This is a genomic window from Pseudomonas sp. KH_040, from assembly GCF_057839305.1.
Window position 1 is genome coordinate 4769060 of the sequence record NZ_CM174487.1, and the last position, 26024, is coordinate 4795083.

Here is a 26024-nt window from a genome sequence, read left to right on the forward strand (position 1 = left end):
TTCACGTCAGCAGCTTAGCGGCCGGCGCGGGATTCGCGAATGTAGAAACGCGCTTTCTCGGCTTTCTTGCTGCAGCCTTCGAAACCCTCGAATTGTTGCTGGGTCTTGGCGGCGGTCAGCAGCGACAACGCTTTGGAGTAGCTGACGGTGCCGGCAAAGCCTTCGGCCTTGGCCAGATCCAGCTCATGCCAGGCCGCGTCGAGCTGGCTGCCGCAGCTGTCGCGGTAAGCGGTTTTACCGGCGCAACCGGCCAATGCCAGAGCCATCAACGGCACACAGATCCAGGCTTTCATCACTCACACCTCAAATAGGTCAACAATCGTGCAGGTAAGACGGCCTGGCTGCGAAAAAGTGCCTTGCCGGCGGGTGAAACCGCGCAACTGAGAAGGATAGCGCTGAAGGGTCATGCAGGAGCGAAAAAACGACGTCACTGGCGCACTGAACGACTTCGGCGATTGAGCCGGTCCGGCGATGGGTGCATTGTGGAACCTTGTCGGGAGGACGCTGGATGAAAAAAAAACGTGTCGCGCTGGTACTGGGCTCCGGTGGCGCCCGGGGCTATGCCCATATAGGGGTCATTGAAGAGATCGAGAAACGCGGGTACGAAATCGCCTGCATTGCCGGCTGTTCGATGGGCGCCGTGGTCGGCGGGATCTACGCCGCCGGCAAGCTCGATGAATACCGCAACTGGATCGAAAGTCTCGACTATCTGGACGTACTGCGCCTGGTCGACGTGAGTTTCCGCCTCGGCGCGATTCGCGGCGAAAAGGTCTTCGGCCAGATCCGCAAGATCGTCGGCGAAATCAACATCGAAGACTTGCGCATCCCCTACACCGCGGTCGCTGCCGACCTCACCAACCAACAGGAGATCTGGTTTCAGGAAGGCTGCCTGCATCAGGCGATGCGCGCCTCGGCGGCGATTCCGAGTCTGTTCACGCCAGTGATGCAAGGCAATCGCATGCTGGTCGACGGCGGCATTCTCAACCCGTTGCCGATCGTGCCGGTGGTGTCGAGCCACTGTGATCTGATCATTGCGGTCAACCTCAACTCGACCAACCAGCGTCACTACAAACTGCCGGTGATCCAGCGCCCCGCCGCGTTCCGCTCACGCTTCGACAACCTGATCAGATCACTGGGATCGAAGATGCCGTTCCGCCGTACACAGGCCGAGCAACTGTTGCGGCTCGAGCAGGAAGCGTTGCGTGCCGAAGCAGCAGACATCAACCCCTGGCTGGACGGCGCCGAGCCGGAGAGCCAGCAACCGGCCGCCGCGCCAGAGCGTGAAGGCGCGCCGAAATCGGCGACCGGTTCATTCATCATCGATAACGTCGGGCCGGCATCGCTGCTGGATTTGATCAACCAGAGTTTCGAGGTGATGCAGACCTCGTTGGCGCAGTACAAGATCGCCGGGTATCCGCCGGACATCCTGATCAACGTGCCGAAGCGGGTGTGCCGGTTTTTCGAGTTTTACAAGGCGCCGGAGCTGATCGCGTTGGGGCGCGAGATTGCGCGGGATACGCTGGATCGGTATGACAGTGAGCAGAGCAGAGAGCCCTGAAGTTTTCCGCAGTCTTTAAGGGCCTCATCGCTGGCAAGCCAGCTCCCACAGTGATCGAGGTGATACACAGATTTCAATCACAGCTGAAAAACCTGTGGGAGCTGGCTTGCCAGCGATGGCGTCTGCCGGGACAACAAATGGCTAAAGAGTGTTGTCACTCAACAGCCGATAGCCAACCCCCGCCTCAGTCACGATAAACCGCGGCCGCGTCGGATCATCCGCGAGTTTCTGGCGCAAATGCCCCACCACAATCCGCAGATAATGGCTGTCCTCGGTGTGGGTCGGCCCCCAGATATCCTTGAGCAATTGCTGCTGGGTAATCACTCGCCCCGGATGCCGCGCCAGTTGCGCCAGCACTGCGTACTCCTTACGAGTCAGCGCCACTTCGACACCGTCGAGCAACACCCGCCGATAGGCCAGATCCACGGTCAGCGGGCCGAAGCTCAACGCAGCCTGCTGCGCCTCCCCCGCCGGCGCCTGACGCAACAAGGCGCGGACCCGGGCGAGAAACTCCTGGATGCCGAACGGCTTGGTCACGTAGTCATTGGCGCCGCCATCCAGTGCCTGGACTTTCTGCCCTTCGCTGGCGCGCACCGACAACACCAACACCGGCGCCGTGGCCCACTCGCGAAATTCGCGCAGCACTTGCTGGCCGTCCATGTCCGGCAGACCGAGGTCGAGCACCAGCAAATCCGGTTTGTTCAGCGCCGCCTGCGCCAGGCCTTCGGCACCGGTGCCGGCCTCAAGCACTTTGTAGCCTTGGGAAGCGAGGCTGATGCGCAGGAACTTGCGGATCTGCGGTTCGTCGTCGATGACCAAAATGGTCGCGGTCTGGCTCATGAATTCACATCAACACAAAAGAGTGGCAAGAGAGTAGCGCAGTCCGCATCAGGCTTCATTGTCCATCCCCGGTTGCGCTTGCAACGGCAAGTGCAAGGTGATGCAGGTGCCGCGTCCGTCGATGCCGTCGGCGACACTGATGCGACCGCCGTGCGCGCCGACCATGCCCTGACAGATTGCCAGGCCGAGGCCAGTGCCCTGCCCCCCGCGATCACCACGGGCTGCGGTGTAGAACATGTCGAAAATCTTCGCCCGCTCATCCTCGGGAATCCCCGGCCCCTCGTCGCTGACCGAGAAGAAAATCTCCTCGTCATTCGCTCCCGCGCTGAGTTGTAAACGACCGTGAACAGGTGAGAAACGCGCTGCGTTTTCCATCACATTGACCAATGCCTGTTCAATCAACGCGGCATGGACGAACAATAGCGGCAACTCACTCGGCACATCGGTACTGACCTGGAGCGGCGCCAATACCGCGCGCAGGCGATTGAGTGAGCTGCCGACGATATCGGCGGGCGACACCCAGTCCCGCGCCAGTTTCAGCGCACCGTGGCCTAGGCGCGTCATGTCGAGCAGATTCTGGATGTAGCGGTCGAGGCGTTCGGCTTCATCACGGGTGCCCTCAAGCAGTTCACGACGATCCTCCAGCGGGATCGCTTCGCCGAGGGCCAACAGGCTGTCGATGCTGCCGCGCATGGCGGTCAGCGGCGTGCGCAAGTCGTGAGACACCGACGCCAATAGCGCACTGCGCAATTGTTCGGTCTCGCCGTGCAGGCGCGCGGCTTCCAGGTCATCGGCCAACTGCGCGCGCGCCAGCGCTTGGGCGAGCGGCTGACTCAACGCGGTGAGCAAGCGGCGACGCTGGCCACTCAAGGTCTGGCCTTCCTTGGCACACACGCCAAGCAACGCCAGCGGCCCATCCTCGACCGACAGCGGCCACCACCACCAGCGTCCGAACGGCAACGTGCCGGTGCCCATGCCCGCCGGTTGATCGTGCTGCCAGGCCCAATCGGCGGCGGCGCGTTCGGACTCGGTAAATTCCAGCGGCCCGCCGGTCTCGATTTTCCAGCCGCCCTGGCCGTCGCGATTAAGCAGGCACAACTGCAGATCGCTCCAGCCATTGAGGTGTTGCGCGGCAGCGCTGACCACAGCCTGGCGATCGGTGGCGGCGGTGAGTTTGCGCGACAGGTCAAGCAGTTCGGTGGTTTCTTCCTGGGTGTCACGCAAGGCTTGCAATTGCCGACGCTGACGCGCCGCAAGATTACCGGTGAGCGCCGCCATCAACAGGAAAAACAATAAAGTCAGGACGTCTTCTTCGCGCTGGATGGCGAAGGAAAAATTCGGCGGGATGAACAGAAAGTCATAGGTCAGAAACGACAACGCCGCACAGGCCAGCGCCGGACCGAGACTGCTGCGCACCGCCACCAGCAACACTGCCGCGAGGAACACCAGCGAGATATTCGGCAGCGGCAACACACTCGACACCGCCCACGCCAGCGCACTGGCCAACACCGTGGCAACCAGCGCCAGCGCATAGTCGAACCACACCAGTGTCAGCGGGTTTCGCGGGCGCGACTGCGGGTGTTCATGATCGTTGTCGAGGACGTTGATTTCCAGCCCATGGGCCTGACGCAACAGACGCGCCGCCAAGCCACCGCCGAACAGTCGACGACGCCAACTGGGCCGAGACTGGCCGACCAACACCAGACTCGCACGGCGCTCGGCAGCATGCTGGACCAAGGTTTTCGCCACTTCACCGGCGCGCAGCAACACCACTTCACCACCGAGGCGTTCGGCCAGTTGCTGAGCGCTTTGCAGGCGCAGGCGCGATTGCTCGTCGCGTACGCTGCCGTTATCGACATGCACCAGACTCCACGGTAAATGCCGGCGCTGGGCGACACGACTGGCATGCCGTACCAGGCGTTCGGCTTGCGCATCACCATCGACGCCGACCAGCAATCGCCCGCGCACTGCCGGGGCGGCCTGACCGAGCTGGCGATAGCCTTGAGCGAGATCGTTATCGACCTGCGCAGCGGCGGTTTGCATCGCCAGTTCGCGCAACGCGGTGAGGTTGGTCTGGGTGAAAAACGCATCGATCGCTGCGCGGGCCTGTTCCGGCACGTAGACCTTGCCTTCACGCAGACGCTCGAGCAGTTCACGCGGCGGCAGGTCGATCAACAGCAGTTCGTAGGCTTCTTGCAGCACCCAGTCCGGCAAGGTTTCGCGCACTTGCACACCGGTGATGCCGCGCACCTGATCGTTGAGGCTTTCCAGGTGCTGGACGTTGACCGTGGTGAATACGTCGATACCGGCGGCGAGCAGTTCCTGAATGTCTTGCCAGCGTTTCGCGTGGCGGCTGCCGGGGGCGTTGCTGTGGGCCAGTTCATCGACCAGCACCAACTTCGGCCTGGCCGCGAGAATGCCGTCGAGGTCCATTTCTTCGAGCATCACGCCACGGTATTCCGAGCGCACCAGCGGTTGCTGCGGCAGGCCGCCAAGCAACGCTTCGGTTTCGGCGCGGCCGTGGGTTTCAACGACCCCAGCGAGGACTTTCACGCCTTGGCGCAATTGCGTGTGGGCAGCCTGAAGCATGGCGTAAGTCTTGCCGACACCGGGGGCGGCGCCGAGGAAAACCTTGAGCCGGCCACGGCCGTCACGGGGCAGGTCTGCTAACAGCGCGTCGGCGCGGCCGGAGTCGCTCATGCTTGATGTTCTCTCTTCCTGATGATCTCGTTCCCACGCTCTGCGTGGGAATGCAGCCCGGGACGCTCTGCGCCCCACCAAAGCGGACGCGGAGCGTCCATTGATGCATTCCCACGCAGAGCGTGGGAACGATCATCTTCTACAGTTTTTCCAGTGCCATGTTCAGCTCCAGCACATTGACCACCGGCGGCCCCACCAGCGGCTGTTCGATATGCGCATCGAGCAGTTGCTGAAGAGTCGATACCGGCACATTTCGCGCTGCTGCGACACGCGCCAGTTGATAGGCAATCGCTGCCGGTGGCAAGTGTGGATCAAGGCCGCTGCCGGAGGTGGTCAGCAAGGCCAATGGCACCGGGCCCTGACCAGGAACCTGCAATTTGTTGGCATCGTCGATCACCCGCGTGGCGAGTGCCGGATTGCTCGGCGCCAGGTTGCTCGCGCTGCTGGAAACGGTGGCAAACGCACCGGCGGAGGGACGTGGATGGAACCACGCATCGCCGACAAAATCCTGGGCAATCAGTGACGAGCCACGGACTTTACCGTCGGCGTCGTGCACCAGGCTGCCGTTGGCTTGAGCGGGGAATGCGACTTGCGCGACGCCGGTCACCACCAGGGGATAGGCGACGCCGGTGACCAGGGTCATCAGCACCAGCAGGCTCAGGGCCGGACGTATCATTGTGGACATTTCAAAATCCTCGAATTCGTTGGGCAAACTTTGGTGAGGTGTCAGGGAGATCTTTTCCCCCTCACCCCAGCCCTCTCCCCCAAGGGGGCGAGGGGGAAAGGGAGCCGATCTTTGTGCAGTTCAAAACCTGAGTTCGGCTCGGTATCTCAAGTCGGTGAAACTCCCGCAAACACCTCGATCAGTCCCCTCTCCCACCGGGAGAGGGTTAGGGTGAGGGGCTGCGATATCAGCCTCACACCAAATGCAGCGCCGTGAGCAACATGTCGATCGCCTTGATCCCCACAAACGGCACCAGAATCCCGCCCAATCCGTAGATCAGCAGATTGCGCCGCAGCAACGCTGCCGCACTCGCCGCCTGCACGCGCACACCACGCAGCGCCAGTGGAATCAGCACGACGATGATCAAGGCGTTGAAGACGATGGCCGAGAGGATCGCGCTCTGCGGACTGGTCAACTGCATGATGTTGAGCACGCCCAGTTGCGGATAAATCGAGGCAAACAGCGCCGGCAGGATCGCGAAGTATTTGGCCACGTCGTTGGCGATGGAAAACGTCGTCAGCGCGCCACGGGTCACCAGCAATTCCTTACCGATCTGCACCACGTCGAGCAGCTTGGTCGGATCGCTGTCGAGGTCGACCATGTTCGCCGCTTCGCGGGCAGCCTGGGTGCCATCGTTCATCGCCATGCCGACGTCAGCCTGAGCCAGCGCCGGGGCATCGTTGGCGCCGTCGCCGCACATCGCGACCAGGCGACCGTCGTTTTGCTCATGACGAATGCGCGCGAGTTTTTTCTCCGGGGTGGCCTCGGCGAGAACGTCATCGACACCCGCCTCAGCGGCGATGGCGGCGGCAGTCAGCGGGTTATCACCGGTGACCATCACCGTGCGAATGCCCAGTTTGCGCAGTTCTGCGAAACGTTCGCGGATCCCCGGTTTGACCACGTCCTTGAGGTGGATCGCGCCCAGCAATTTGCCGTCGGCACACACCAGCAATGGCGTGCCACCGCTCTGCGCGATCTTGTCGATTTCCCGCGACAGTGCCGGAGCCAGATCCGAGCGCTTCTGGCCGAGGAAACTCAGCAGCGAATCCACTGCACCTTTGCGGTAGACACGGCCCTGATAGTCGACGCCGGACAAACGGGTTTCAGCGCTGAACGGCACGGCAGTCAGGGTTTCCAGCGCCGGCTCAGGCTGTGGATGCAGACCGCGCAGGTACTCGACGATGGATTTACCTTCAGCGGTTTCGTCGGCCAAGGATGCGAACAACGCACCTTCAGCCAGTTCGCGACCACTCACACCCGGCGCGGCATACACCGCGCTGCAACGACGGTTACCGAAGGTGATGGTGCCGGTCTTGTCGAGCAGCAGCACATGCACGTCCCCCGCCGCTTCCACCGCACGACCGGACTTGGCGATCACATTGAGGCGCACCAGACGATCCATCCCGGCGATACCAATCGCCGAGAGCAAACCGCCAATGGTGGTCGGGATCAGCGTGACCAGCAGCGCCACAAGGAATACCAGCGGCAGGCTGCCGTTGGCGAAATGGGCGAACGGTTGCAGGGTCACGACTACCAACAGGAAGATCAGGGTCAGGCCAATCAGCAGGATGTCCAGCGCCACTTCGTTGGGCGTCTTCTGACGCTTGGCGCCTTCAACCAGTGCGATCATGCGGTCCAGAGTCGACTCACCGGGGTTGACGGTGATCTTCACCAGCAACCAGTCAGACACCAGTCGCGTGTTGCCAGTGACGGCCGAACGATCGCCACCGGATTCACGAATCACCGGCGCCGATTCACCGGTGATCGCCGCTTCGTTGACCGCGGCGATGCCTTCGATGACTTCGCCGTCACCGGGGATCATTTCCCCGGCTTCGACACGCACCACATCGCCTTTGCGCAGACTCGCGGCAGGCACCACTTGAAAGCTGCCATTGGCCAGTTTGCGCCGCGCGCTGAGGCCCTCGCTGCCAGCCTTGAGGCTGTCGGCGCGGGCCTTGCCGCGACCTTCGGCCAAGGCTTCGGCGAAGTTGGCAAACAGCACGGTGAACCACAGCCACAGGGCGATTTGCGCAGCGACGAAGGTCGGCACGTCGGCGTCGGGAATAAAGCACAGCACCGTGGTGAAAATTGCGGTCAGTTCGACCACCAGCATCACCGGCGAACGTTTCAGTTGCCGAGGGTCGAGCTTGACGAAGGCTTGCACCAGCGCCGGCCGCCACAGGGCCGAGATCGCGGTTTTCGCTTGTTCCGGCGCCTTGACGACGGCGGGTTTGATTGCGGGCATATTCATCATCCAGCTCCTAAAATGAAAGGCTTAGAAGCCCATGCTCAGGTGTTCCGCGATTGGGCCGAGCGCCAGTGTCGGCAGAAAGGTCAAGCCGCCCACCAGCAAAATGGTCACGGTCAACAGGGTCACGAACAGCGGGCCGTGGGTCGGGAAGCTGTTCTGCCCGATCGGTGCGGCTTTCTTCATCGCCAGGCTGCCGGCCAAGGCCAGAACCGGCAGGATGTAACCGAAGCGACCGATCAACATGCCCAGACCGAGCATCAGGTTGTGGAACGGTGTGTTGGCGCTCAGACCACCGAACGCCGAGCCGTTGTTGGCGCTCGCCGAGGTGTAGGCATAGAGCAACTGGCTGAAACCGTGCGGGCCGGGGTTGCTGATGGTCGCCGCAGCACTGGGAACCGCTGCGGCAATCGCACCGAGCACCAGCACGCCGACCGGCATGACCAGCAGGGTCACCACCAGTAATTGCACCTCACGCGCCTGGAGTTTCTTGCCGAGGTATTCCGGGGTGCGACCGATCATCAAACCGGCGAGGAACACCGCGATCAGCACGTTGAGCAACATGCCGTAGAGCCCGGCACCAACGCCGCCGAAGATCACTTCGCCGACCATCATGTTGACCAGCGCGACCATGCCGCTGAGCGGGTTGAGGCTGTCGTGCATGCCGTTGACCGAACCGTTCGACGCGGCCGTCGTCGTCACCGACCACAGCACCGTGGCGGTGGTGCCGAAGCGCGCTTCTTTACCTTCCAGCGGTGCAGTCTGTTCAACGGCAGCGTTGTTCAGAGACGGGTTCGGCTGATATTCGGCCCACAGCGAGGTCGCGCCACCGATCAGGAACAGCGCGAGCATGCAGGCGATAATCGCGCGGCTCTGGCGCAGGTCTTTGACGTAGTGGCCGAAGGTGAACACCAGCGCCACCGGAATCAGAATGATCGAAGCGACTTCGAACAGGTTGCTCCACGCGGTCGGGTTCTCGAACGGATGCGCCGAGTTGACGCCGAAGAAGCCGCCGCCGTTGGTGCCCAGTTGCTTGATCGCAATCTGGCTGGCGGCCGGGCCGAGCGGGATCACTTGATCAACGCCTTGCATCGTCACCGCGTTCACATACTGCGCAAAGGTCTGCGGCACGCCCTGCCAGACCAGATACAGCGCCAACAGCAAGCACAACGGCAACAGGCCGTAGAGGGTGGCGCGGGTCATGTCGACCCAGAAGTTGCCGAGAGTTTTCGTCGATTTGCGGCCAATGCCACGGCACAGCGCAACCAGCACGGCCAGGCCGGTGGCGGCGCTGACGAAGTTCTGCACGGTGAGACCGACCATCTGGCTCAGGTAGCTGAGGGTCGCTTCGCCGCTGTAGGACTGCCAGTTGGTGTTGGTCATGAAACTGACCGCGGTGTTGAACGCCTGCGTCCACTCCTGGCCCGGCAGATTTTGCGGGTTCAGTGGCAAGTGATCCTGGAACAACAGAATCGCGAACAGCAGCAGGAAACCGGCGAGGTTGAACGCCAGCAGCGCCAGCGTGTACTTCTGCCAGCTCTGCTCAGCCTGCGGATCGACCCCGGCGATGCGATAGCAACCGCGCTCGACCGGGCCGAGAACCGGCGTCAGCCAGGTGCGCTGACCTTCCATCACTTTGTAGTAGAAGCGCCCGAGCAGCGGCGCCGGCAGCAGGACCACCGCGAAAAACGCGAGGATCAGCCAATAGTCATAACTGTGCATAGCCGCTCCTAGTTCCGATCCGCGCGCAACAGCGCAACCAACAGATAAATGAACAGCCCCACTGCCAATAGCAGTGACACCCCGTCCAGAACGCTCATGGAAGATCTCCGTGTTACGGCGTATTGCCGCGTGTGGAGGCATTGTCGGAAAGGAGGCTGTAAAGGAACGAGAGCGAGGGGTGCTGCGGGGCATAAAGAAAGCGTAAAGAGTGGGTTTATGCGGGCGTTACAGCAGGTTTTTGCGCCGTCAGGCGGGCCTCTTCGCGAGCAGGCTCGCTCCCACATTTTGAAATGCACTCACCTGCTCGCGAAGACGGCATCAACGCCGACATCGCACCCAACTGGCGCACAAAAAGCAGCTATCCCACCGCGAACATCCCCGATACGACAGCTTTCAACTCATTACGACTTGTTTCAACGCAATGGCACGCCCACTGCAAACGCCCTCTCCCGAGCTTTTCAAACCGTTCAGGGAGCAAACGCATGAACACACAACTCAAACCCACGCTGGGCACGCTGCACCTGTGGGGCATTGCGGTAGGGCTGGTGATTTCCGGAGAGTACTTCGGCTGGAGTTACGGCTGGGGTGTGGCCGGGACCCTGGGGTTCCTGGTGACCTCGTTCATGGTCGCGACCATGTACACCTGTTTTATCTTCAGTTTCACCGAACTCACGACCGCAATTCCCCATGCGGGTGGGCCGTTCGCCTACAGCCGTCGCGCCTTCGGTGAAAAGGGTGGCTTGATTGCCGGGTTGGCAACGCTGATCGAGTTCGTCTTCGCCCCACCGGCAATCGCCCTAGCCATTGGCGCCTACCTTAATGTGCAGTTTCCGGCGCTCGATCCGAAACACGCGGCGGTCGGTGCGTACATCGTGTTCATGGGGCTGAATATTCTTGGGGTGAAACTGGCGGCTACTTTCGAACTGATTGTTTGCGTGCTGGCCGTGGCTGAATTGCTGGTGTTCATGGGCGTGGTCGCCCCTGCGTTCAGCTTCAGCAACTTTGCCTTGAATGGCTGGGCCGGCTCCGACGTGTTTGGCGCGCCGGCGATTGCCGGGATGTTCGCGGCCATTCCGTTTGCGATCTGGTTCTTCCTGGCCATCGAAGGCGCGGCGATGGCTGCCGAAGAAGCCAAGGATCCGAAACGCACGATTCCCAAGGCTTATATAAGCGGCATTCTGACCCTGGTGTTGCTGGCGATGGGTGTGATGTTCTTTGCCGGCGGCGTCGGCGACTGGCGCACCTTGGCCAACATCAACGACCCACTACCGCAGGCGATGAAAACCGTGGTCGGCGACAACTCCGGCTGGCTGCACATGCTGGTGTGGATCGGTCTGTTCGGTCTGGTCGCCAGTTTCCACGGCATCATCCTCGGCTATTCACGGCAGTTCTTCGCTCTGGCTCGCGCGGGTTATCTCCCAGCCTCGCTGGCGAAACTCTCACGCTTCCAGACGCCACACCGCGCCATCATTGTCGGCGGCATCATCGGCATCGCGGCGATTTACAGCGACGGTCTGATCAACCTCGGCGGCATGACCCTCACCGCCGCGATGATCACCATGGCGGTATTCGGCGCGATCGTGATGTACATCATGAGCATGCTCAGTCTGTTCAAACTGCGTAAATCGGAACCGAATCTGGAACGTACCTTCCGCGCGCCGTGCTACCCGTTGATTCCGCTGATTGCCTTGGTGCTGGCGGTGGTGTGTCTGGTGGCGATGGCGTGGTTCAACGCGTTGATCGGGCTGATCTTCCTCGGCTTCATGGCAGTCGGTTTCGGCTACTTCCTGCTCACCGGACAACTGCGTGCCAACGCACCGGCCGATGCGATGCTGACGGGCAATTGAGGGATTTCGGGTGTACCGGGTGCAAGCGGCCTAGAATGGAACCACTGCGAGTTCACTTCGCTCAAACGTGGTATGCAGCGTCGCACGGCGAAATCCTCGTCCGTCGACCTGCCCTTAAGGAGAGCCGTTATGCCTTGGTATGCCTGGTTGATTCTAGTCGTTGCAATCGGCTCGATCGTCGGCGGATTGATGATGTTGCGCGACACCGCCAACAAGGTCGATCTGACCGATGAAGAACGCCGACGCGTTGCCCAACGCAATGCCGAAGCGGACGCCAAAGATGCGCAGGACCGTTGAACACAACCCCGCCTGATCGGCGGGGTTTGTGCTTTTTATAGCCATTGGACCTATCTGCACGCTTTTAAGAAGTAGAAGTACAGTCACCATCTAATTTTCCTTGGTTAAGATGGGGACATTGTTGCGGAGAGTTCCACATGCGTTATTCGCAGGATCATAAAGCCCAGACCCATCAGCGCATCATCAAGGAGGCTTCGGCTCGCTTTCGCAAGGACGGAATCGGCGCTACAGGCCTGCAACCCCTGATGAAAGCGCTGGGTCTGACCCATGGCGGTTTCTACTCACATTTCAAGTCCAAGGACGAATTGGTCGAGAAAGCCTTGCAAGAGGCCGGCAACCAGGTCGACGGTTTGTGCGCCGAGATTTTTTCCCAGGACAATCCGCTCGATGTCTTCATCGAAACGTATCTGTCCGAATGGCACCAGACATCGCCGCATGAAGGTTGTCCGTTGCTGACCATTTCTTCCGAGCTGGGCCTGCGTGGCCAACCTAGCCCCACCAGCGACGTGGTCCTCAACGCGCGGCTGGAGCAGATCGAAAACAGCCTCGAAGGAGAGAACAGCGCTGACCGCGCCATCGTCATCATGTCGACACTGGTCGGCGCGCTGCTGCTGTCACGCAGCGTCGCGGATGCCGAGTTTGCGCAACGCATCCTCGATGTCACCCGCGATCATCTCAAGAACCGCGACTAAGCCTGCCAGCGCTTGAACAGCACGCTGGCATTGACCCCGCCAAACCCGAAACCATTGGACAGTGCATATTCGATCGACATCGGCCGCGCTTGGCCATGGACGATGTCCACCCCTGCGCTCGCCGGATCGGGATTGTCGAAATTCAGCGTCGGCGGAACGACCTGATCACGAATGGCCAACAGTGTGAAAATGGCTTCAAGCCCGCCGGCAGCGCCGAGCAAATGACCGGTGGCTGACTTGGTCGAGGTCACGGCGATTTTATTTTGCGTGCCGAACAACGCTTTGATCGCCGCCAGTTCGCCGAGGTCGCCCACCGGGGTCGAAGTCGCATGAGCGTTGAGGTGTTGCACCTGTTCCGGCTCGATACCCGCCTGCGCCAGTGCCAACGTCATCGCCCGCCTGGCACCGCTGCCATCTTCCGGCCCGGCCGTCAGGTGATAGGCGTCGGCGCTGGTGCCATAACCGACCAGCTCAGCCAAAGGCTTGGCCCCCCGGGCCAAGGCATGCTCCAGAGATTCGATCACCAGCAGCCCCGCGCCCTCGCCCATCACGAAACCGTCGCGACCGCTGTCGAATGGTCGAGATGCGCGCTCCGGGGTGTCGTTGTAACCGCTCGACAGTGCCCGTGCTGCCGCAAAACCGGCAAGACTGACGCGGTCGATGCAAGCTTCCGCGCCACCGCACACGGCAATATCCGCTTCGCCGGCGCGAATCAAGCGCGCCGCATCGCCAATCGCTTGAACACCCGCAGCGCACGCCGTCACCGGCGCCCCCAAAGGCCCCTTGAGGCCGTGCTGAATGGACACGTGCCCTGCCGCGAGATTGACCAGAAACGACGGAATGGTAAATGGTGACAAACGCCGAGGACCGCGACTGTCGGTGGTGCGCACGGCGTCGGCAATCGCGCCGAAACCACCGACACCGGAACCGATGATCGTTGCGGTACGCTCCTGGTTTTTGCTCTCCGACGGATGCCAGTCAGCCTGCTCCAGCGCCTGCCGGGCAGCCTCCATGGCGAACAGAATAAAGCGGTCCATCTTCTTCTGTTCCTTGGGTGACGTGGCGCGATCCGGATCAAAACCTGCTTCAGCATCCTCTTCCAGCGTCGGCACCGCGCCGCCGACTCGCGTGGGCAAATCAGCGACCGTTGCCTCAGGCAAGTTACGCAGACCAGAACGCCCGGCCAGCAAGCGCTGCCATACGACTTCAAGATCGCTGCCCAAGGGTGAAACCAGGCCCATGCCCGTGACGACTATTCGACGCGAATCCATACCGTGATGACCTCTGATCAATTCAATTGCCGGACTTGTAGCGTTGGGCTGCAGCACTGCGGGAAAGGTTCGGTGCCATGACATGACGAGCCGCTACAAAGGCATGCCATTCGCCTGCGTCAGGTAGCGAAGGAATGGTGATCAACTCGCCCTGATCCAGACCGGCCAGCGCCGCATCGACCATCTCGCCTGCGTCCATGACCATTTCTGCCGGAATGCCACTGGCATCGATACCCGAGCGCTCCCAGATTTCGGTGCGGGTCACGCCCGGCAGCACGGCCTGGATCTGCACGCCGGTGCCTTCGAGTTCAGTGTTAAGCGATTGAGTCAGGCTCAGTACATAAGCTTTGCTGGCGCTGTAGGTAGCGTTGAAGCGTTCCGGAAACAACGCCACCACCGAGGCGATATTGATGATCGTGCCACGACCGGCCTTGGCGAAACTGGCAGCAGCAGCCGATGCCAGGCGGGTGACTGCGGTGATGTTCAACTGGATCAGGCGCTCCAATTGGTCCATATCGGCGTTGGCCAGCAGTCCGTCCGCTGCCACACCGGCGTTATTGACCAGCAGGCTGATGCTCGAATCACTGCGCAAGCGCTGTTCGAGTTTGAGCACGTCGTCCTTCTGTGTCAGATCGGCCTTGAGAACTTCAACCTGAACGCCATGGGCGTCACGCAACCGGCTCGCAGCACTTTCCAGACGGTCCTTGTCACGGGCAACCAGCAGCAGATCAAAACCACGCGCCGCCAGGCGCTGAGCGTAAATCGCACCGATACCGGACGATGCGCCGGTAACGAGAGCAGTACCTTGGGATTGGGCGGAACTCATGAGAATGCTCCTGGAACGCTTGATGGAGGAAGTTGCCGATGAGCCACGTTGGCTCGACGCACCGGCAAATTATTATAGGCATAATCCAAACGCAATATGATAGCCGTAATTTTAAAGTGGCCGACGGCTGCCCTCTCCACCAACACTAGCGGCCATACGCTGCGCAAGTAAAAAAGGCCGGTCAATGACCGGCCCCCTTGGCGTTGAACACTTAGCTTAGTTGACTTCCAGCTTGTCGCGATTGCGATCCAGAATCGCCTTGCCAATACCCTTCACTTCCAGCAACTCATCCACCGATGCAAAAGGCCCGTTTGTTTCACGATAAGCAACAATCGCTTTGGCCTTGGCCTCACCAACTCCCGCCAGCTCCTTTTGCAGCGTTGCCGCGTCGGCATCGTTAAGATCGATTTTTGCACTCAGGGAAGGTGCCGCGGTATCCATCACCAAAGGCGCCTTGGGCGACTCCGCTGGCGCAACAGGTGCGGCAATAGCGGCGATCGAGGCGCTGGTAAGGAAAGCGAAAATCAGAGAGTAGAAGTAACCGGTACGCATTAGTGACGCTCCATCATCGTTTGAGAAAGCAGCTTTTCCGAAGCTGCTCTCCAAACGTAGGTCATGCTGGAGCGATGTCAAAAATGCGTGCGTTACAGGATGTGAAACAATCAGGGTTCGAGACGGCGTTGCTGATAGATCCAATCGACGATCTCGCCGTCCGGCATATAGCCGCTGACCGTTTCGCGCAGCAGTTGACGGACCCGCGCATAATCATCGCGTTCCACGGCCAGAAGCAATTCGCTCAAGCGGGTTTTCAGCACATCCCACGGCAGGTGGTCTTCGCTCGCCGTCATGATCATCGGGTGCTGGGTGGCGGCCACGTTGTCGCCGATCAACAGCTCTTCGTAGAGCTTTTCGCCGGGGCGCAGCCCGGTGAACTCGATGGAAATATCGCCCTGCGGATTGCGTTCGGAGCGAATGCTCAAGCCGGACAGGTGGATCATTTTTTCTGCCAGCTCGACGATTTTCACCGGTTCGCCCATGTCCAGCACAAACACATCCCCGCCCTGCCCCATGGAGCCGGCCTGGATCACCAATTGGGCGGCCTCGGGGATGGTCATGAAATAGCGGGTGATTTTCGGGTGAGTGACCGTCAGCGGGCCACCGGACTTGATCTGACTGTGGAACAGCGGAATCACTGAACCCGAGGAACCGAGAACATTGCCGAAACGCACCATGGTGAACCGGGTCTTGTTGACCCGCGACACGTTGGCACTGTCACCAAACAATACCGGTGCACTTTCACAGCTGAGGGCCTGCAGCGTCAACTCGGCCAGACGCTTGGTACTGCCCATGATGTTCGTCGGGCGCACGGCTTTATCGGTGGAGATAAGCACGAAATTCGACACGCCCGACTGCAATGCCGCCTGCGCTGTATTGAGCGTGCCGATCACGTTGTTCAGTACACCTTCAGCAATATTGTGCTCAACCATCGGCACATGCTTATAGGCTGCTGCGTGATACACGGTGTCGACTTTCCAGGTTTTCATCACATCGAGCAGTTTGTCTTGATGACGGATGGAACCGAGGATAGGCAACAGACGTACCGGAACCGACTGCCGGCAACCCCGTTGTTCGAGTTCGGAGAGAATGCTGTAGAGATTGAATTCGCTATGTTCGAACAACACGAGCGTGGTCGGCCCCAGAGTGAAGATCTGTCGGCACAACTCCGAGCCGATCGAACCACCAGCGCCTGTGACCATCACCACTTTGCCATTGATGCAACGCGCCAACAGGTCCGGTTGGGCCGGTACGGCGTCACGCCCGAGCAAGTCGGCGATATCCACTTCCTGGATATCCTCGACCTTGACGCGACCACTGGCCAGATCGGTGAAATTCGGCACACTGCGCACGTGCAGCGGAAAACCCTCGAGCAGGTTGAGGATTTCCCGGCGCCTGGCGCGGGTCGACGACGGCAGCGCGAGGAGTATCTCCTGGGCACCGGTGACATCGATCATATGTTGAATGTGCTTAGGTTTGTAGACCTGAAGCCCGGAAATCGAACGATCGGAAATGCCCGGATCATCATCGATAAAGGCCACCGGACGCATCACGCGCCCCATGCGCAAAGCGGCAACCAGCTGATTGCCGGCGACACCGGCACCGTACACGGCGACCTTGGTCAAACCGTCATCGCGGCTGGTAAACGGTACGTGTTGAGCTGCGGTAAACCAGTCGCCCATGAAAAACTGGCGCATGCACAGGCGCAGGCCGCCGATGATCATCATGCTCAACCACCAGTAGTTGAAGATGATCGAGCGCGGCACTACGGCTTCGTGATTGCTGTACCAGTAAACGACGACCGCCAGAATCAGCGAGGACAGGCTGACCGCCTTGACGATGGCAATCAGGGCGTCGTTACCAAAGTAACGCATCACGGCCCGGTACATGCCAAAGCGAATAAAGAGTGGAATGGCGATGACAGGGGCGAATGCAAAGAGCCAGATGTGAGCCTTCAAGGGGTTGTACATGTCATCGATGCCGAGGCGCACGATGAACGACATCCAGAGAGCAACCCAGACCAGGACGACGTCGGTAGCCACCTGCAGCAAACGTTTTTGCTTACGAGGCAAGCCCAGCAAGACAGTCCGCACTTTATCCATTCAGCCGCTCGAGCACGTGGCTCCCTCCTTAAACAGTCGACGACCAGCATTGTAACCTCAATGCTGGCGTCTTCATCTGAATAATTGGCCCCAGAAAAGGTGAATTGGTTCTCGGAGTAAACGCGGCGACCCTATAGAATTTCACCATTGCCTTTTCGCAACCCCGATGAATCAGGAATTAATCAGACAATGATCCCAGTAGTTGTACTCGGCGACTCTCACGCATCGGTATTCAACTCCGAAATACTGAAAGCACTGCTTCCCGAATACACGTTCGAAGTGACTTCGGTAGGAGGGGCAACCGTTTCTGGATTAAAAAATCCAAACGCCCTAACTCAGGCCATGCCACAGTTCAAAGCAGCGCTGGAGGCGACAACGGCCAAAACGGCGATCGTAATGCTGGGCGAGGTCGACACCGGTTTTGTGATTTGGTATCGAGCGCAAAAGCACGGCAACGCTGTATCGCAAATGTTGCAATTGGCAGTTGATAACTATCAGAAACTTCTTCAGGACATTAAACAGACCCATCATGTGATCTGCATCAGCACTCCCCTCCCCACCATTCGAGATGGAATGGATTGGGGCGAAGTTGCCAACTTGCGTAAGGAGGTGCAGGCCACTCTCGCTGAAAGAACCCGGTTGACTATTGAGTTCAATAGTCTGATGGAGGTTTTTTGCGTCCATCAGGGCATCAGTCATATAAACATGGACAGTCTGTCGCTGGACGCAACGGGAAGTCTCAAAGAAACGCTTCGAAACACCGATCCGAGCGACCATCACTACGATCCCTCTGCCCACTCGCTAATGATTGCACCGCTGCTGGCGCCGGTGCTCGAACGTTACGCGCATTCGGATCAATCAAGCGGTGTAACCCAGCCTGTCGAAGAACATCTCGCAAAGAGCAAACCGACGCTCTTGGGCAGGCTGGTGGAGCGTTACTTTCGCCGCAGGTGAGGTGACCCTGTCAGGCGTTGTTCCATACGCCTTGCGGAGAACCCGTGCGAATGTAATCGGCAAATGGGTCGCTGCCCGGGATTTCCACACCATGTTGTTCGGCATATACATCGGGCTGGAAGTCTGAGCGAGGCGACTGCGGGTTTATGCCGCTGGCCCATGCGCGAACATACAATCGCGCGTCTCGCTGACTGCTGTCGAGCAAGCCCGAGTCCGAAATCAATTGAACATCACGTTTTTCCTGTTGAGCGCGTACAGCGGCTTTAACACCGACAGACTCAAGTTCCGCAACATACCTGTCCATATCGAAGTAGATTTTCGATGCTGCATGACTCTTGGCGACTGCCTCTTCATACAGTTCACTGGAGTCGGCCAATGCGAAAATTTTTCGCACGGCGCTGTCAACATCAAGATAATCAGCGATACAGGAATCGCGCAGGCCGCCAAATGAAAGGAAGTCAGATATGCCTGTCGCTTTGTCGAAGCAGAGCACTGGCAATCGCGCATCGAAAGCATCAATGGCGACGTTCGGCAACGGGTCCAATCGAGACGAGATAAACAACAGGTCAGCTTCTTCATAAGCCGTTGCAATAGCGGACGTCTCGTCCAGCATCACGAAGCGATCCCCCAGCCCCGAACGCTTGATCTGATCGGCGAGATAAACCGAATAGCCATCTTCTACATCGGGGTTAAAGCCTTTACCGATCCAGACAAAACGAAACTTCTCCCCACCGGGAGTCAGCATGGCTTTGATCGCGCATTGAATGAAGATGTCGGCGCCTTTTCGGAAATTGACATAGCCAGCGCCGAGAATTACGAACTTCCTCTCAGTATCGGTGGCAGGCCGCATCTTGCCGCGCAAGTAATCAGACTCCAATTGCTGCCTTTCCTGTTCGACAACTGGTGCGGGCAGCGCACAATGTCCCTGAGGAATAATGTGGGCGCTCAGAGGTTTCAGGGCCGGACATAAATCTTTGGCACTCTCCCAAGTAATATCCGCGGAAAACACCAGGTCGCTAGACCACAACTTGGCATCTGAAAACAGAGCGGCGGAATTGGGGTATGCGGACGCAAATTCATGGATCAACGGAATAGCGGGCACGAAATGCCGGGCCAGTGGCTCCAGAACCACGCGGCACTCCATGCTGTTAACCAGTGCGAACTTGAAATTGAAGTCGCTGCACAGTTTTTCAATGGCGAACTGTGTGTAGGGAAGATTGTTTTTCAGTCGCGGGCTCGCCATTGTCGCAACCGCTGCATCTTCGAAGTCCTCAAGAAGCGGGCCATTGCCGAGCAAAAGCGCGACTACGTTGTAACTGGCGGATAAACGCTGCACCAGGTTAAGGGCAAGTATCGGCGCACCTGATCGGGATGCTTCGTGACTGACGACCATGACCGTTTCTCGCGAAGGATCGAACTGACGACTGTCGGACATTTTGATTCTGGGCAGCGTCACGATACGCCAGCTTTCCTGAAAACCATGATTCAGGTAATGGGCAATCGGATCAATTGCCGTACCGAGATCCGGATTCATTTTCAGATAGAGCGCCGCGTCAAAATTGTCTGGCAGCCTGCGCGTGTGATGTTCAATCTGAACGACCGCCGGCGGCTCAACCACAGGGGCTCCAACGATAACTGGCTCAGCGGGTGACTTTGGCTGGGGCAACCTGGAGATCTCAACGCTTTCTGATCGTTGGACAAAGAGCCGGGACAGCTTCGAGAAAAAACTATTGCGAGCCAAAATCTATTCCTTCTAATTAAGCAGTTTCAAGGGATCGAGTGCTTCTCCACCTTTGATGAACGGTGCAGTGTTTCCCAGCCTCTCACCTATCTCGAACCATAAATGTACACAAACCGAAATGTGTCATGCGCCACCTGATTTCGCAGTCCGTGATACAGACGGGCAATAATCTATCTGGGTGGAGCATGATACACATCCTGGCCGGTTTTCCGACACTTGCGCAGCAGCCGTAATCGGCGATGGGCGGCAGGGAGCGCACAGGACGATGCGACCTGCCCAACTACTTAAGATCGCTCAAGTTCGCCCGCTCGATACTTAACCGCCAGCCAGACAAGTGGCAAGTACGCCACAACCAAGCCCAATGCACCGTCCACTTTCCAGTAGCTCACGCAGAGCGCAATCGGCAGCAGCCAGAACACATTGATCAGCCCGACTGCCACAGTCACGGGCAGGTGCTTGCCAAACTGTCGGGACGCAAACTGATAGCCGTGGCTGCGATGCGCTTCGTAGACTTTATCGCCGCGCAACAATCGACGCATCAACGTGAACGTTGCATCAACGATGAACACGCCAAGCAGTATCAGCCAGACCCACAGCAAACCGGGATCAGTCCATGCCGCCTGCAGCGACAACACGCCAAGAATGATACCGAGGAAGCCACTGCCCGCATCGCCCATGAAAATTTTTGCCGGGGGAAAGTTCCAGCACAGAAAACCGGCAGCGCATACCGCCAGTAACGCAGGTGGCCATAACAGTTGCGGGAAGCCACTGAGCCAGTAAATCAGACAGGCACCAGCGCATGTCGTGACGGCTTCGACACCGGCAATACCGTCGATACCATCCATGAAGTTGTAGAGATTCAGCATCCAGACCAGATAAAACAGCGCGAGAAAATGTCCGAGCCATCCCAGATCAACGCTGACACCGGCAATCACCAACGGCGATAGCCCACCCACCCAATAAACGCCCCAAGCGGCGGCAGAAAAATGCGCCAGCAGGCGCCAGCGGGCGGCAATGTGACCGTGATCATCCAGAAAACCGATAACCGCCGTGATACTGCCGGCGCCGACCAAGGCAATCAACGCATCCTTGGTCGTCAGCCCGACAGCGAACAAAACGCACATGGCGAAGATAAAGGTCAGGACGATGGCCACACCGCCACCACGCGGTGTTGGGATCGAGTGGGAACTGCGCTGATTGGGAATATCGATCAGGCTACGCGAAATTGCATAACGACGTAAAAAACCCGTGAGTGCGAACGACAGGATCGCAACAACCGGAACTAGCCACCAGTCATTCATTTTTTTCGAGCATCCAGGAATGGTTTTACTGTGGCGTCAAGAGCCCGCGGAAAACTGACCGGCGGAACCCAGCCCAACAGACGTTGATTCTTACTGATATCGACTTCCAGAGAACCAAAGATGCGCTGTGCGACGGCCTCTTTACCCAATAGTTTCGCCGCAGCGCTCATCAGGCTCACCGGCAACGGTATTAACAGAGAGGGCTTGTGCAGCGCAGCAGACAGACTGCGTAACAGCTCGGTTGTCGAGACGTCATGCCCGTCGCTGACCAGAAATGTCTGATTAGCCGCCGAAGGGTGTCTCATACACGTCTCGATCAAATCCACCAGATTATCCAGACTGACCAGGCTGCGCTTGTTATGCACCGCACCAAACGGCAACGGCACTGCGCGTTGTACCCAGCGAATCATGCTGAGGAAGTTGGCTTTGACGCCCGCGCCATACACCAGAACGGGCCGGATGATGACCACTTCCATTCCGGTAGCGATTGCGAGCGCCTTTAAGCCAAGTTCGGCCTCAAGTTTGGAAATGCCATAAGGGTCGAGGGGCGCGGGCGTGTCATCTGCTGTAAACGCAATGCCAGGCGAAGTTGATTCGCCATTGACCTTGATCGAGCTGATGTAGATGAAGCGCTTCACGCCTGCACTTGCAGCCTGCCGGGCCAGATTCAATGTGGCATCGACATTTACCCTGCGAAACTCGGTCAGCGGATCAGCAGCGGATTCATCCATGACGTGAACCCGTGCAGCTGAATGTACCACCACATCAACCTGATCAAGCGCATCTCGCCAATCGACATCAGCCGTAAGATCCGCAAACAGGAAACGTCGAATGGATGGGGGGAGATCGCTACATTCCTTGCGCAACGCGGCAATCAGGGAATACTGCCCGCTGGTATCCAGGTGTCGCAGCAAGGCACCACCCAAAAAGCCTGAACCGCCGGAGACAAGTACCGTTTCAACTTTCATTGTTCAGGCTCGGTAACGAATATTGACGCTTGAAATTGCATCACGACTACTGACCATCAAATTATCCAAAAGAGGATTGGACCCCGCTGCAAACAGCGAGGCCAAACTACACGCCAGTGGAAACCGTGATGCCTGAAAGGACAAGCCCGTGACACTGATCGTCGCGATATGAATCAGCCGATTTTCGCGGCAACCCGCAGGGCCAGATCTCGCGCATAACGACGAAGCTCTGGAACAGCCGTGGCTTCCCAGAACTGCGCCTTGAGCATTGGCCCGACGTAGCTCAGCCAACTGACAGGGGCGCCGTGCTCATCCTGAACGGAAAGCGCCTCATCGACGCAAACGCCCAGGCCGAGTTTATCCAATCGAATCAGCCCCGACTGCCGCAATTGCACGATCAAGCGATCATCGACACGCGCCAGATTGGAATTCGGCCCGGTGCAATTGATGATATGCGAAACATCCAGAGACTCTACCGCCGCAGTACCACGCAGCCCGACTTGAACGCGCAAACCATTGGGCAACACTTCGATGTCCTGGATTCTGCCCGCCATCGGCTTCAGCCTGCCCAGCTCCAACTGCGCGGAAAACGCCGCATACGAAGCCGGTGCGACTCTGTGGCGATGGGCGTCCCAATACACTTGGACGTGACGCAGGAAACGTCGGCGTTCGGTCTCGCTCAAACGCTCCCACAGTTGTGCAGTGACTGGACGCACGGCGGCAATGACATCACGCCAGTCGACGCCATCCTTAGAGGCAACACGAACCAATGAGCGCATGTGGCGCAGATAGCTGCGCACGCTCGGAGCGGAGGCAAGAAGCGTTTGAACCACCTCACCGGCAATGCTATCGACATGTCCCGAAGTACGATGGGGCAACGGCTGAACGCCTCGCCGCGAAAGCATGTACACCGCCCCGGTGTGCCCTTGTTGATCCAGGGTCAGGGCCACATCCAGCGCAGTCAATCCTGCGCCCAGCAACAGAACCGGAGCCTGCGGGTCGATCGGCACCTCGATTTCTCCCGACCACGGATCAGCGATATAGCGCCCTGCGGCACGGGGAATGGACGTGATAGCCGGGTTGAACGGTGAAAAGTTACCGAACGCGAGAATCACATGATCGGCCAGTATTTCCCGGCCATCAGCAATACGTATCCGGGCTTTTCCGTTCTCCGCTTCGATGCTGTGAGCTTCGGTGGTGATCCGCTCGAAACTGACGCCATCACGGCACTGATGTTCAGCCTCGGCGAGCAGTCCCGAGAGGTATTCGCCGTAGAGCTTGCGAGGAACAAAAGTCCCCGCCGCAGTACCCGGCAAACGGCTTTCGCAAAAACGCAGAAAATGATCAGGCTGATCAACCAGCGCCGTCATGTTCCCCGCTGGCACATTAAGCAAGTGCCGCGAACTGTTGGTTCCGTAAGCCAGACCACGGGCCATTTCACCGGAACGGTTGAGCAACACCACTCGAGTGCCAGGTTTGCACACCTGGAGGAATTGAACAGCGGTTACCGCGCCACTGAATCCGGCACCAATGATGACCAGAGTCTTCAACGTTCGATCCGCCCGACCAGATACTGCATAATCTTCTCGACAGATACGGACACATCTTCTTCAAGTGTGTTGATCGTGATATCCGGGTTCAACGGAGGCTCGTACAACGAGTCGATACCGGTGAAATTCTTGATCATGCCCGAGCGGGCCTTGCCATACAGACCCTTCGGGTCGCGGCGCTCGCACTCAGGTAACGGCGTACTGATGTAGACCTCAACGAAGAACTCGTCACCGATCACTTTCCTGGCCAATGCCCGGTCAAGGCGAAACGGCGAAATGAAGGCGCTGACGACGATCAGGCCAGCGTCAACGAACAGCTTGCCTACTTCAGCGATCCGGCGGATGTTTTCCGCCCGATCATGATCATTGAACCCGAGATCATTGCACAGACCGAGACGCATGTTGTCTCCGTCCAGCAAGTAGGTATGACGATTATTCTCAAGCAGTGCCTGCTCTAGAGCGTTGGCGATCGTCGATTTGCCGGCGCCGCTAAGCCCGGTAAACCAAAGAACCACAGGGCGCTGCTGTTTAAGAGCGCTCCGCTGCTCCCGGTCGACGACCATCTGATGAGCGACAAGATTTTCCGTCATCGAAACTACACCGCAGTTATATACACATTGACTTAAATCAGGCTTTCCAACGCTGCCAGAAATTAGATCTGCGAGCATTGAACCCAAGTTCGTAATTAAGCGTGAAGAATAGACCCAGCGTCTGCCGGCGCCAAGAAAAACCTCTACACCGGAACAATAGCCGACGCTGTTACTTGGATAACGTCCATCTCTGTAACAACTCATTTACATAAACAGCAACGGATTTTGGAGGCGTGGAATTCGACGACAGCTTTGCCAATAAACCCTCCTCGGCAAGCAGACGTTTCAATGCGCTTTCAAGGCCCAACACGCTGCCTGGTTCAAACAGCAATCCATTGAAATCATGGGTCACGGCCTCAGCGATTCCGGGTACATCGGAAGCCACAACCGGGCAACCGGCAGCCTGTGCCGAATAGACGACCAGTGGCGTATTTTCATTCCAGACAGATGGCACTATCAGTGCGTCCAGCCCACCCAATACATCGAATATGTCTTCGTTGGCGAAAGTGCCGCAAAACGTAACGGCTTCATTGCCATCCGCCAGCCGATGCAAGCCGGCTACATAGTCGGGAAATTCCGTCTGCTTGCCGTAAATTCTCAGTCGCACATCGCGTGAAGAAAACTGCTGCAACGCCTCCAAAAGCACATGGCAGCCTTTGTGTGAAGCGAGCGTACCAATGAATCCCAAGACCAAGGGGCGCTCACGCCGCGCTCGATCTCGCACCACAACTGGCTGATCAAGATTGATGCCGTAGGACGACTTGACCACGATATCTGGGCGCACGCCATTACGGGTCAGCAGCGTTTCGATCATCTGGTTGGGGGCGATGATGCCCTGGAGCATATTCAGCCGCCCGACATTACGCTCAAGACGACCATGCAATGCGCGCACCTCGCGCACCAGGGAACCCGCTGGCAGCCGAGGCGAGCGAGCAATGCGCACGAGCAAATCGCTGATGACATCCGGAACCGCGGTCGCCAGCCTGCCCATGCGCTCAGGCAACTGACTTGCAGCAAAATGCACGACACAGTTCCCCGCATCCGTACTTGGCCCCGCACATGCCCGCCCGCCACAACGCAGCAACTGCCCGGTAGGACAAATACTCCAGAAGTCGGTTGGCGTGTAATACGCAGGCACACCGGCAGCGACCGCTTTTTCGATCAGGCCGGTGCCGAGACGATTGAGGTGAAAGAAATGCACGACATCCGGCTTGAACTCTTCCAGCAAGTGCCCGAAAAAGTCAGCGGCCAGATGGTTGTCATAACCGATCTCGATTTTTGAACTTTGATCGCCCATGGGCACATAGGCGTGCCGAAAACGATCAACCAGAATCGAGTCATAACTATATTGATCGAAGCGCTCACTGTCCGCGAGCGCCTCGGTAGCCGGATAGCCCGTAAAAATCCTGACCTCATGGCCAAGGGTTTTCAATACGCGGGCAACGGACAGCGTCAAAACCTCAGTACCCGCAGAAAACTCCGGGAAAAACTGATGAACCGTGAGCAGAACCTTCATTTGCAACCAACGCTGACACCGA

The 26024-nt window shown here is 58.6% G+C and carries 22 protein-coding genes; 5 read left to right on the forward strand and 17 right to left on the reverse strand.

What is annotated here, in order from left to right:
• Positions 1-14: 14 nt before the first annotated feature.
• Positions 15-293 carry a hypothetical protein gene (locus AC3IUF_RS21185; RefSeq protein ID WP_007908543.1) on the reverse strand — a complete coding sequence of 93 codons (279 nt, stop codon included), beginning with the start codon at positions 291-293 and terminating at the stop codon, positions 15-17.
• A 215-nt stretch (positions 294-508) separates the two neighbouring features.
• Here AC3IUF_RS21185 and AC3IUF_RS21190 point away from each other — a divergent pair, with 215 nt between their 5' ends.
• Positions 509-1558: a patatin-like phospholipase family protein gene (locus AC3IUF_RS21190; RefSeq protein WP_007908542.1), complete on the forward strand. Its 1050-nt coding sequence runs from the start codon at positions 509-511 to the stop codon at positions 1556-1558.
• A gap of 141 nt (positions 1559-1699) precedes the next feature.
• Here AC3IUF_RS21190 and AC3IUF_RS21195 read toward each other — a convergent pair whose 3' ends face one another.
• The 6 genes from AC3IUF_RS21195 to kdpF form a co-directional block, all read right to left on the reverse strand.
• The gene (locus AC3IUF_RS21195; protein WP_102899954.1) at positions 1700-2398 is read right to left on the reverse strand and encodes a response regulator; all 699 of its coding nucleotides are present in this window, start codon (positions 2396-2398) and stop codon (positions 1700-1702) included.
• Between the two features lie 48 nt (positions 2399-2446).
• Positions 2447-5098 carry a sensor histidine kinase gene (locus tag AC3IUF_RS21200; RefSeq protein WP_007908532.1) on the reverse strand — a complete coding sequence of 884 codons (2652 nt, stop codon included), beginning with the start codon at positions 5096-5098 and terminating at the stop codon, positions 2447-2449.
• Between the two features lie 139 nt (positions 5099-5237).
• A complete protein-coding gene (gene kdpC, locus AC3IUF_RS21205; RefSeq protein WP_007908524.1) occupies positions 5238-5783 on the reverse strand; it encodes a potassium-transporting ATPase subunit KdpC in 546 nt (181 codons plus the stop codon).
• Between the two features lie 232 nt (positions 5784-6015).
• Complete coding sequence (gene kdpB, locus AC3IUF_RS21210; RefSeq protein ID WP_489279231.1) at positions 6016-8073, reverse strand: potassium-transporting ATPase subunit KdpB; 2058 nt, start codon at positions 8071-8073, stop codon at positions 6016-6018.
• 24 nt (positions 8074-8097) lie between these two features.
• On the reverse strand, positions 8098-9792 hold the full coding sequence (gene kdpA, locus AC3IUF_RS21215; protein WP_489279233.1) for a potassium-transporting ATPase subunit KdpA: 1695 nt from the start codon (positions 9790-9792) through the stop codon (positions 8098-8100).
• 8 nt (positions 9793-9800) lie between these two features.
• Positions 9801-9890, reverse strand: coding sequence for a K(+)-transporting ATPase subunit F (kdpF, locus tag AC3IUF_RS21220; protein WP_007899818.1), 90 nt, complete (start codon positions 9888-9890; stop codon positions 9801-9803).
• Between the two features lie 384 nt (positions 9891-10274).
• On the opposite strand from kdpF, the gene eat reads away from it, so the two are divergent.
• The 3 genes from eat to AC3IUF_RS21235 all read left to right on the forward strand — a co-directional run bounded on the left by eat (position 10275) and on the right by AC3IUF_RS21235 (position 12628).
• Positions 10275-11639: an ethanolamine permease gene (gene eat, locus AC3IUF_RS21225; RefSeq protein WP_007908507.1), complete on the forward strand. Its 1365-nt coding sequence runs from the start codon at positions 10275-10277 to the stop codon at positions 11637-11639.
• Between the two features lie 129 nt (positions 11640-11768).
• The gene (locus AC3IUF_RS21230; protein WP_007908505.1) at positions 11769-11936 is read left to right on the forward strand and encodes a DUF2897 family protein; all 168 of its coding nucleotides are present in this window, start codon (positions 11769-11771) and stop codon (positions 11934-11936) included.
• Positions 11937-12073: 137 nt separating this feature from the next.
• Positions 12074-12628, forward strand: coding sequence for a TetR/AcrR family transcriptional regulator (locus AC3IUF_RS21235; protein WP_007908503.1), 555 nt, complete (start codon positions 12074-12076; stop codon positions 12626-12628).
• Here the strand turns inward: AC3IUF_RS21235 and fabF are convergent.
• From fabF to AC3IUF_RS21255, 4 genes are all read right to left on the reverse strand, one after another.
• Entirely contained in the window at positions 12625-13899 is a 1275-nt protein-coding gene (gene fabF, locus AC3IUF_RS21240; RefSeq protein WP_489279234.1) for a beta-ketoacyl-ACP synthase II, read from the reverse strand. The genes AC3IUF_RS21235 and fabF overlap by 4 nt on opposite strands.
• Before the next feature lie 22 nt (positions 13900-13921).
• Positions 13922-14725 carry an SDR family NAD(P)-dependent oxidoreductase gene (locus AC3IUF_RS21245; RefSeq protein ID WP_007908497.1) on the reverse strand — a complete coding sequence of 268 codons (804 nt, stop codon included), beginning with the start codon at positions 14723-14725 and terminating at the stop codon, positions 13922-13924.
• 216 nt (positions 14726-14941) lie between these two features.
• Positions 14942-15277: a ComEA family DNA-binding protein gene (locus tag AC3IUF_RS21250; protein ID WP_007908495.1), complete on the reverse strand. Its 336-nt coding sequence runs from the start codon at positions 15275-15277 to the stop codon at positions 14942-14944.
• A 110-nt stretch (positions 15278-15387) separates the two neighbouring features.
• Entirely contained in the window at positions 15388-17382 is a 1995-nt protein-coding gene (locus AC3IUF_RS21255; RefSeq protein ID WP_007908494.1) for a polysaccharide biosynthesis protein, read from the reverse strand.
• Positions 17383-17571: 189 nt separating this feature from the next.
• On the opposite strand from AC3IUF_RS21255, the gene AC3IUF_RS21260 reads away from it, so the two are divergent.
• Positions 17572-18336: an SGNH/GDSL hydrolase family protein gene (locus AC3IUF_RS21260; RefSeq protein ID WP_007908493.1), complete on the forward strand. Its 765-nt coding sequence runs from the start codon at positions 17572-17574 to the stop codon at positions 18334-18336.
• Between the two features lie 10 nt (positions 18337-18346).
• Here AC3IUF_RS21260 and AC3IUF_RS21265 read toward each other — a convergent pair whose 3' ends face one another.
• The 6 genes from AC3IUF_RS21265 to AC3IUF_RS21290 all read right to left on the reverse strand — a co-directional run bounded on the left by AC3IUF_RS21265 (position 18347) and on the right by AC3IUF_RS21290 (position 26002).
• Positions 18347-19954, reverse strand: a complete 1608-nt coding sequence (locus tag AC3IUF_RS21265) for a glycosyltransferase (RefSeq protein ID WP_007908492.1) — start codon at positions 19952-19954, stop codon at positions 18347-18349.
• 407 nt (positions 19955-20361) lie between these two features.
• On the reverse strand, positions 20362-21378 hold the full coding sequence (locus tag AC3IUF_RS21270; RefSeq protein ID WP_489279236.1) for an MraY family glycosyltransferase: 1017 nt from the start codon (positions 21376-21378) through the stop codon (positions 20362-20364).
• Positions 21375-22346 (reverse strand): UDP-glucose 4-epimerase family protein, encoded by a 972-nt coding sequence (locus AC3IUF_RS21275; protein WP_414916837.1) that lies wholly within the window; start codon positions 22344-22346, stop codon positions 21375-21377. The genes AC3IUF_RS21270 and AC3IUF_RS21275 overlap by 4 nt, the downstream gene beginning before the upstream one ends.
• Before the next feature lie 173 nt (positions 22347-22519).
• Complete coding sequence (locus AC3IUF_RS21280) at positions 22520-23896, reverse strand: FAD/NAD(P)-binding protein (protein WP_489279238.1); 1377 nt, start codon at positions 23894-23896, stop codon at positions 22520-22522.
• The gene (gene cysC, locus AC3IUF_RS21285; RefSeq protein WP_007908485.1) at positions 23893-24486 is read right to left on the reverse strand and encodes an adenylyl-sulfate kinase; all 594 of its coding nucleotides are present in this window, start codon (positions 24484-24486) and stop codon (positions 23893-23895) included. Before cysC ends, AC3IUF_RS21280 begins: the two co-directional genes overlap by 4 nt.
• 169 nt (positions 24487-24655) lie before the next feature.
• On the reverse strand, positions 24656-26002 hold the full coding sequence (locus AC3IUF_RS21290) for a glycosyltransferase (protein ID WP_489279240.1): 1347 nt from the start codon (positions 26000-26002) through the stop codon (positions 24656-24658).
• Between the last annotated feature and the right edge of the window lie 22 nt (positions 26003-26024).

Bases quoted from the DNA above. Each gene is read 5' to 3' on its own strand.
- AC3IUF_RS21270 (WP_489279236.1), bottom strand. From the start codon at position 21,378: ATGAATGACTGGTGGCTAGTTCCGGTTGTTGCGATCCTGTCGTTCGCA.
- AC3IUF_RS21260 (WP_007908493.1), top strand. From the start codon at position 17,572: ATGATCCCAGTAGTTGTACTCGGCGACTCTCACGCATCGGTATTCAAC.
- AC3IUF_RS21290 (WP_489279240.1), bottom strand. From the start codon at position 26,002: ATGAAGGTTCTGCTCACGGTTCATCAGTTTTTCCCGGAGTTTTCTGCG.
- cysC (WP_007908485.1), bottom strand. From the start codon at position 24,486: ATGACGGAAAATCTTGTCGCTCATCAGATGGTCGTCGACCGGGAGCAG.
- fabF (WP_489279234.1), bottom strand. From the start codon at position 13,899: ATGGATTCGCGTCGAATAGTCGTCACGGGCATGGGCCTGGTTTCACCC.
- AC3IUF_RS21195 (WP_102899954.1), bottom strand. From the start codon at position 2,398: ATGAGCCAGACCGCGACCATTTTGGTCATCGACGACGAACCGCAGATC.
- AC3IUF_RS21275 (WP_414916837.1), bottom strand. From the start codon at position 22,346: ATGAAAGTTGAAACGGTACTTGTCTCCGGCGGTTCAGGCTTTTTGGGT.
- AC3IUF_RS21255 (WP_007908494.1), bottom strand. From the start codon at position 17,382: ATGGATAAAGTGCGGACTGTCTTGCTGGGCTTGCCTCGTAAGCAAAAA.
- AC3IUF_RS21200 (WP_007908532.1), bottom strand. From the start codon at position 5,098: ATGAGCGACTCCGGCCGCGCCGACGCGCTGTTAGCAGACCTGCCCCGT.
- AC3IUF_RS21250 (WP_007908495.1), bottom strand. From the start codon at position 15,277: ATGCGTACCGGTTACTTCTACTCTCTGATTTTCGCTTTCCTTACCAGC.
- AC3IUF_RS21230 (WP_007908505.1), top strand. From the start codon at position 11,769: ATGCCTTGGTATGCCTGGTTGATTCTAGTCGTTGCAATCGGCTCGATC.
- AC3IUF_RS21235 (WP_007908503.1), top strand. From the start codon at position 12,074: ATGCGTTATTCGCAGGATCATAAAGCCCAGACCCATCAGCGCATCATC.
- kdpF (WP_007899818.1), bottom strand. From the start codon at position 9,890: ATGAGCGTTCTGGACGGGGTGTCACTGCTATTGGCAGTGGGGCTGTTC.
- kdpB (WP_489279231.1), bottom strand. From the start codon at position 8,073: ATGAATATGCCCGCAATCAAACCCGCCGTCGTCAAGGCGCCGGAACAA.
- AC3IUF_RS21190 (WP_007908542.1), top strand. From the start codon at position 509: ATGAAAAAAAAACGTGTCGCGCTGGTACTGGGCTCCGGTGGCGCCCGG.
- AC3IUF_RS21245 (WP_007908497.1), bottom strand. From the start codon at position 14,725: ATGAGTTCCGCCCAATCCCAAGGTACTGCTCTCGTTACCGGCGCATCG.
- kdpC (WP_007908524.1), bottom strand. From the start codon at position 5,783: ATGTCCACAATGATACGTCCGGCCCTGAGCCTGCTGGTGCTGATGACC.
- kdpA (WP_489279233.1), bottom strand. From the start codon at position 9,792: ATGCACAGTTATGACTATTGGCTGATCCTCGCGTTTTTCGCGGTGGTC.
- AC3IUF_RS21185 (WP_007908543.1), bottom strand. From the start codon at position 293: ATGAAAGCCTGGATCTGTGTGCCGTTGATGGCTCTGGCATTGGCCGGT.
- eat (WP_007908507.1), top strand. From the start codon at position 10,275: ATGAACACACAACTCAAACCCACGCTGGGCACGCTGCACCTGTGGGGC.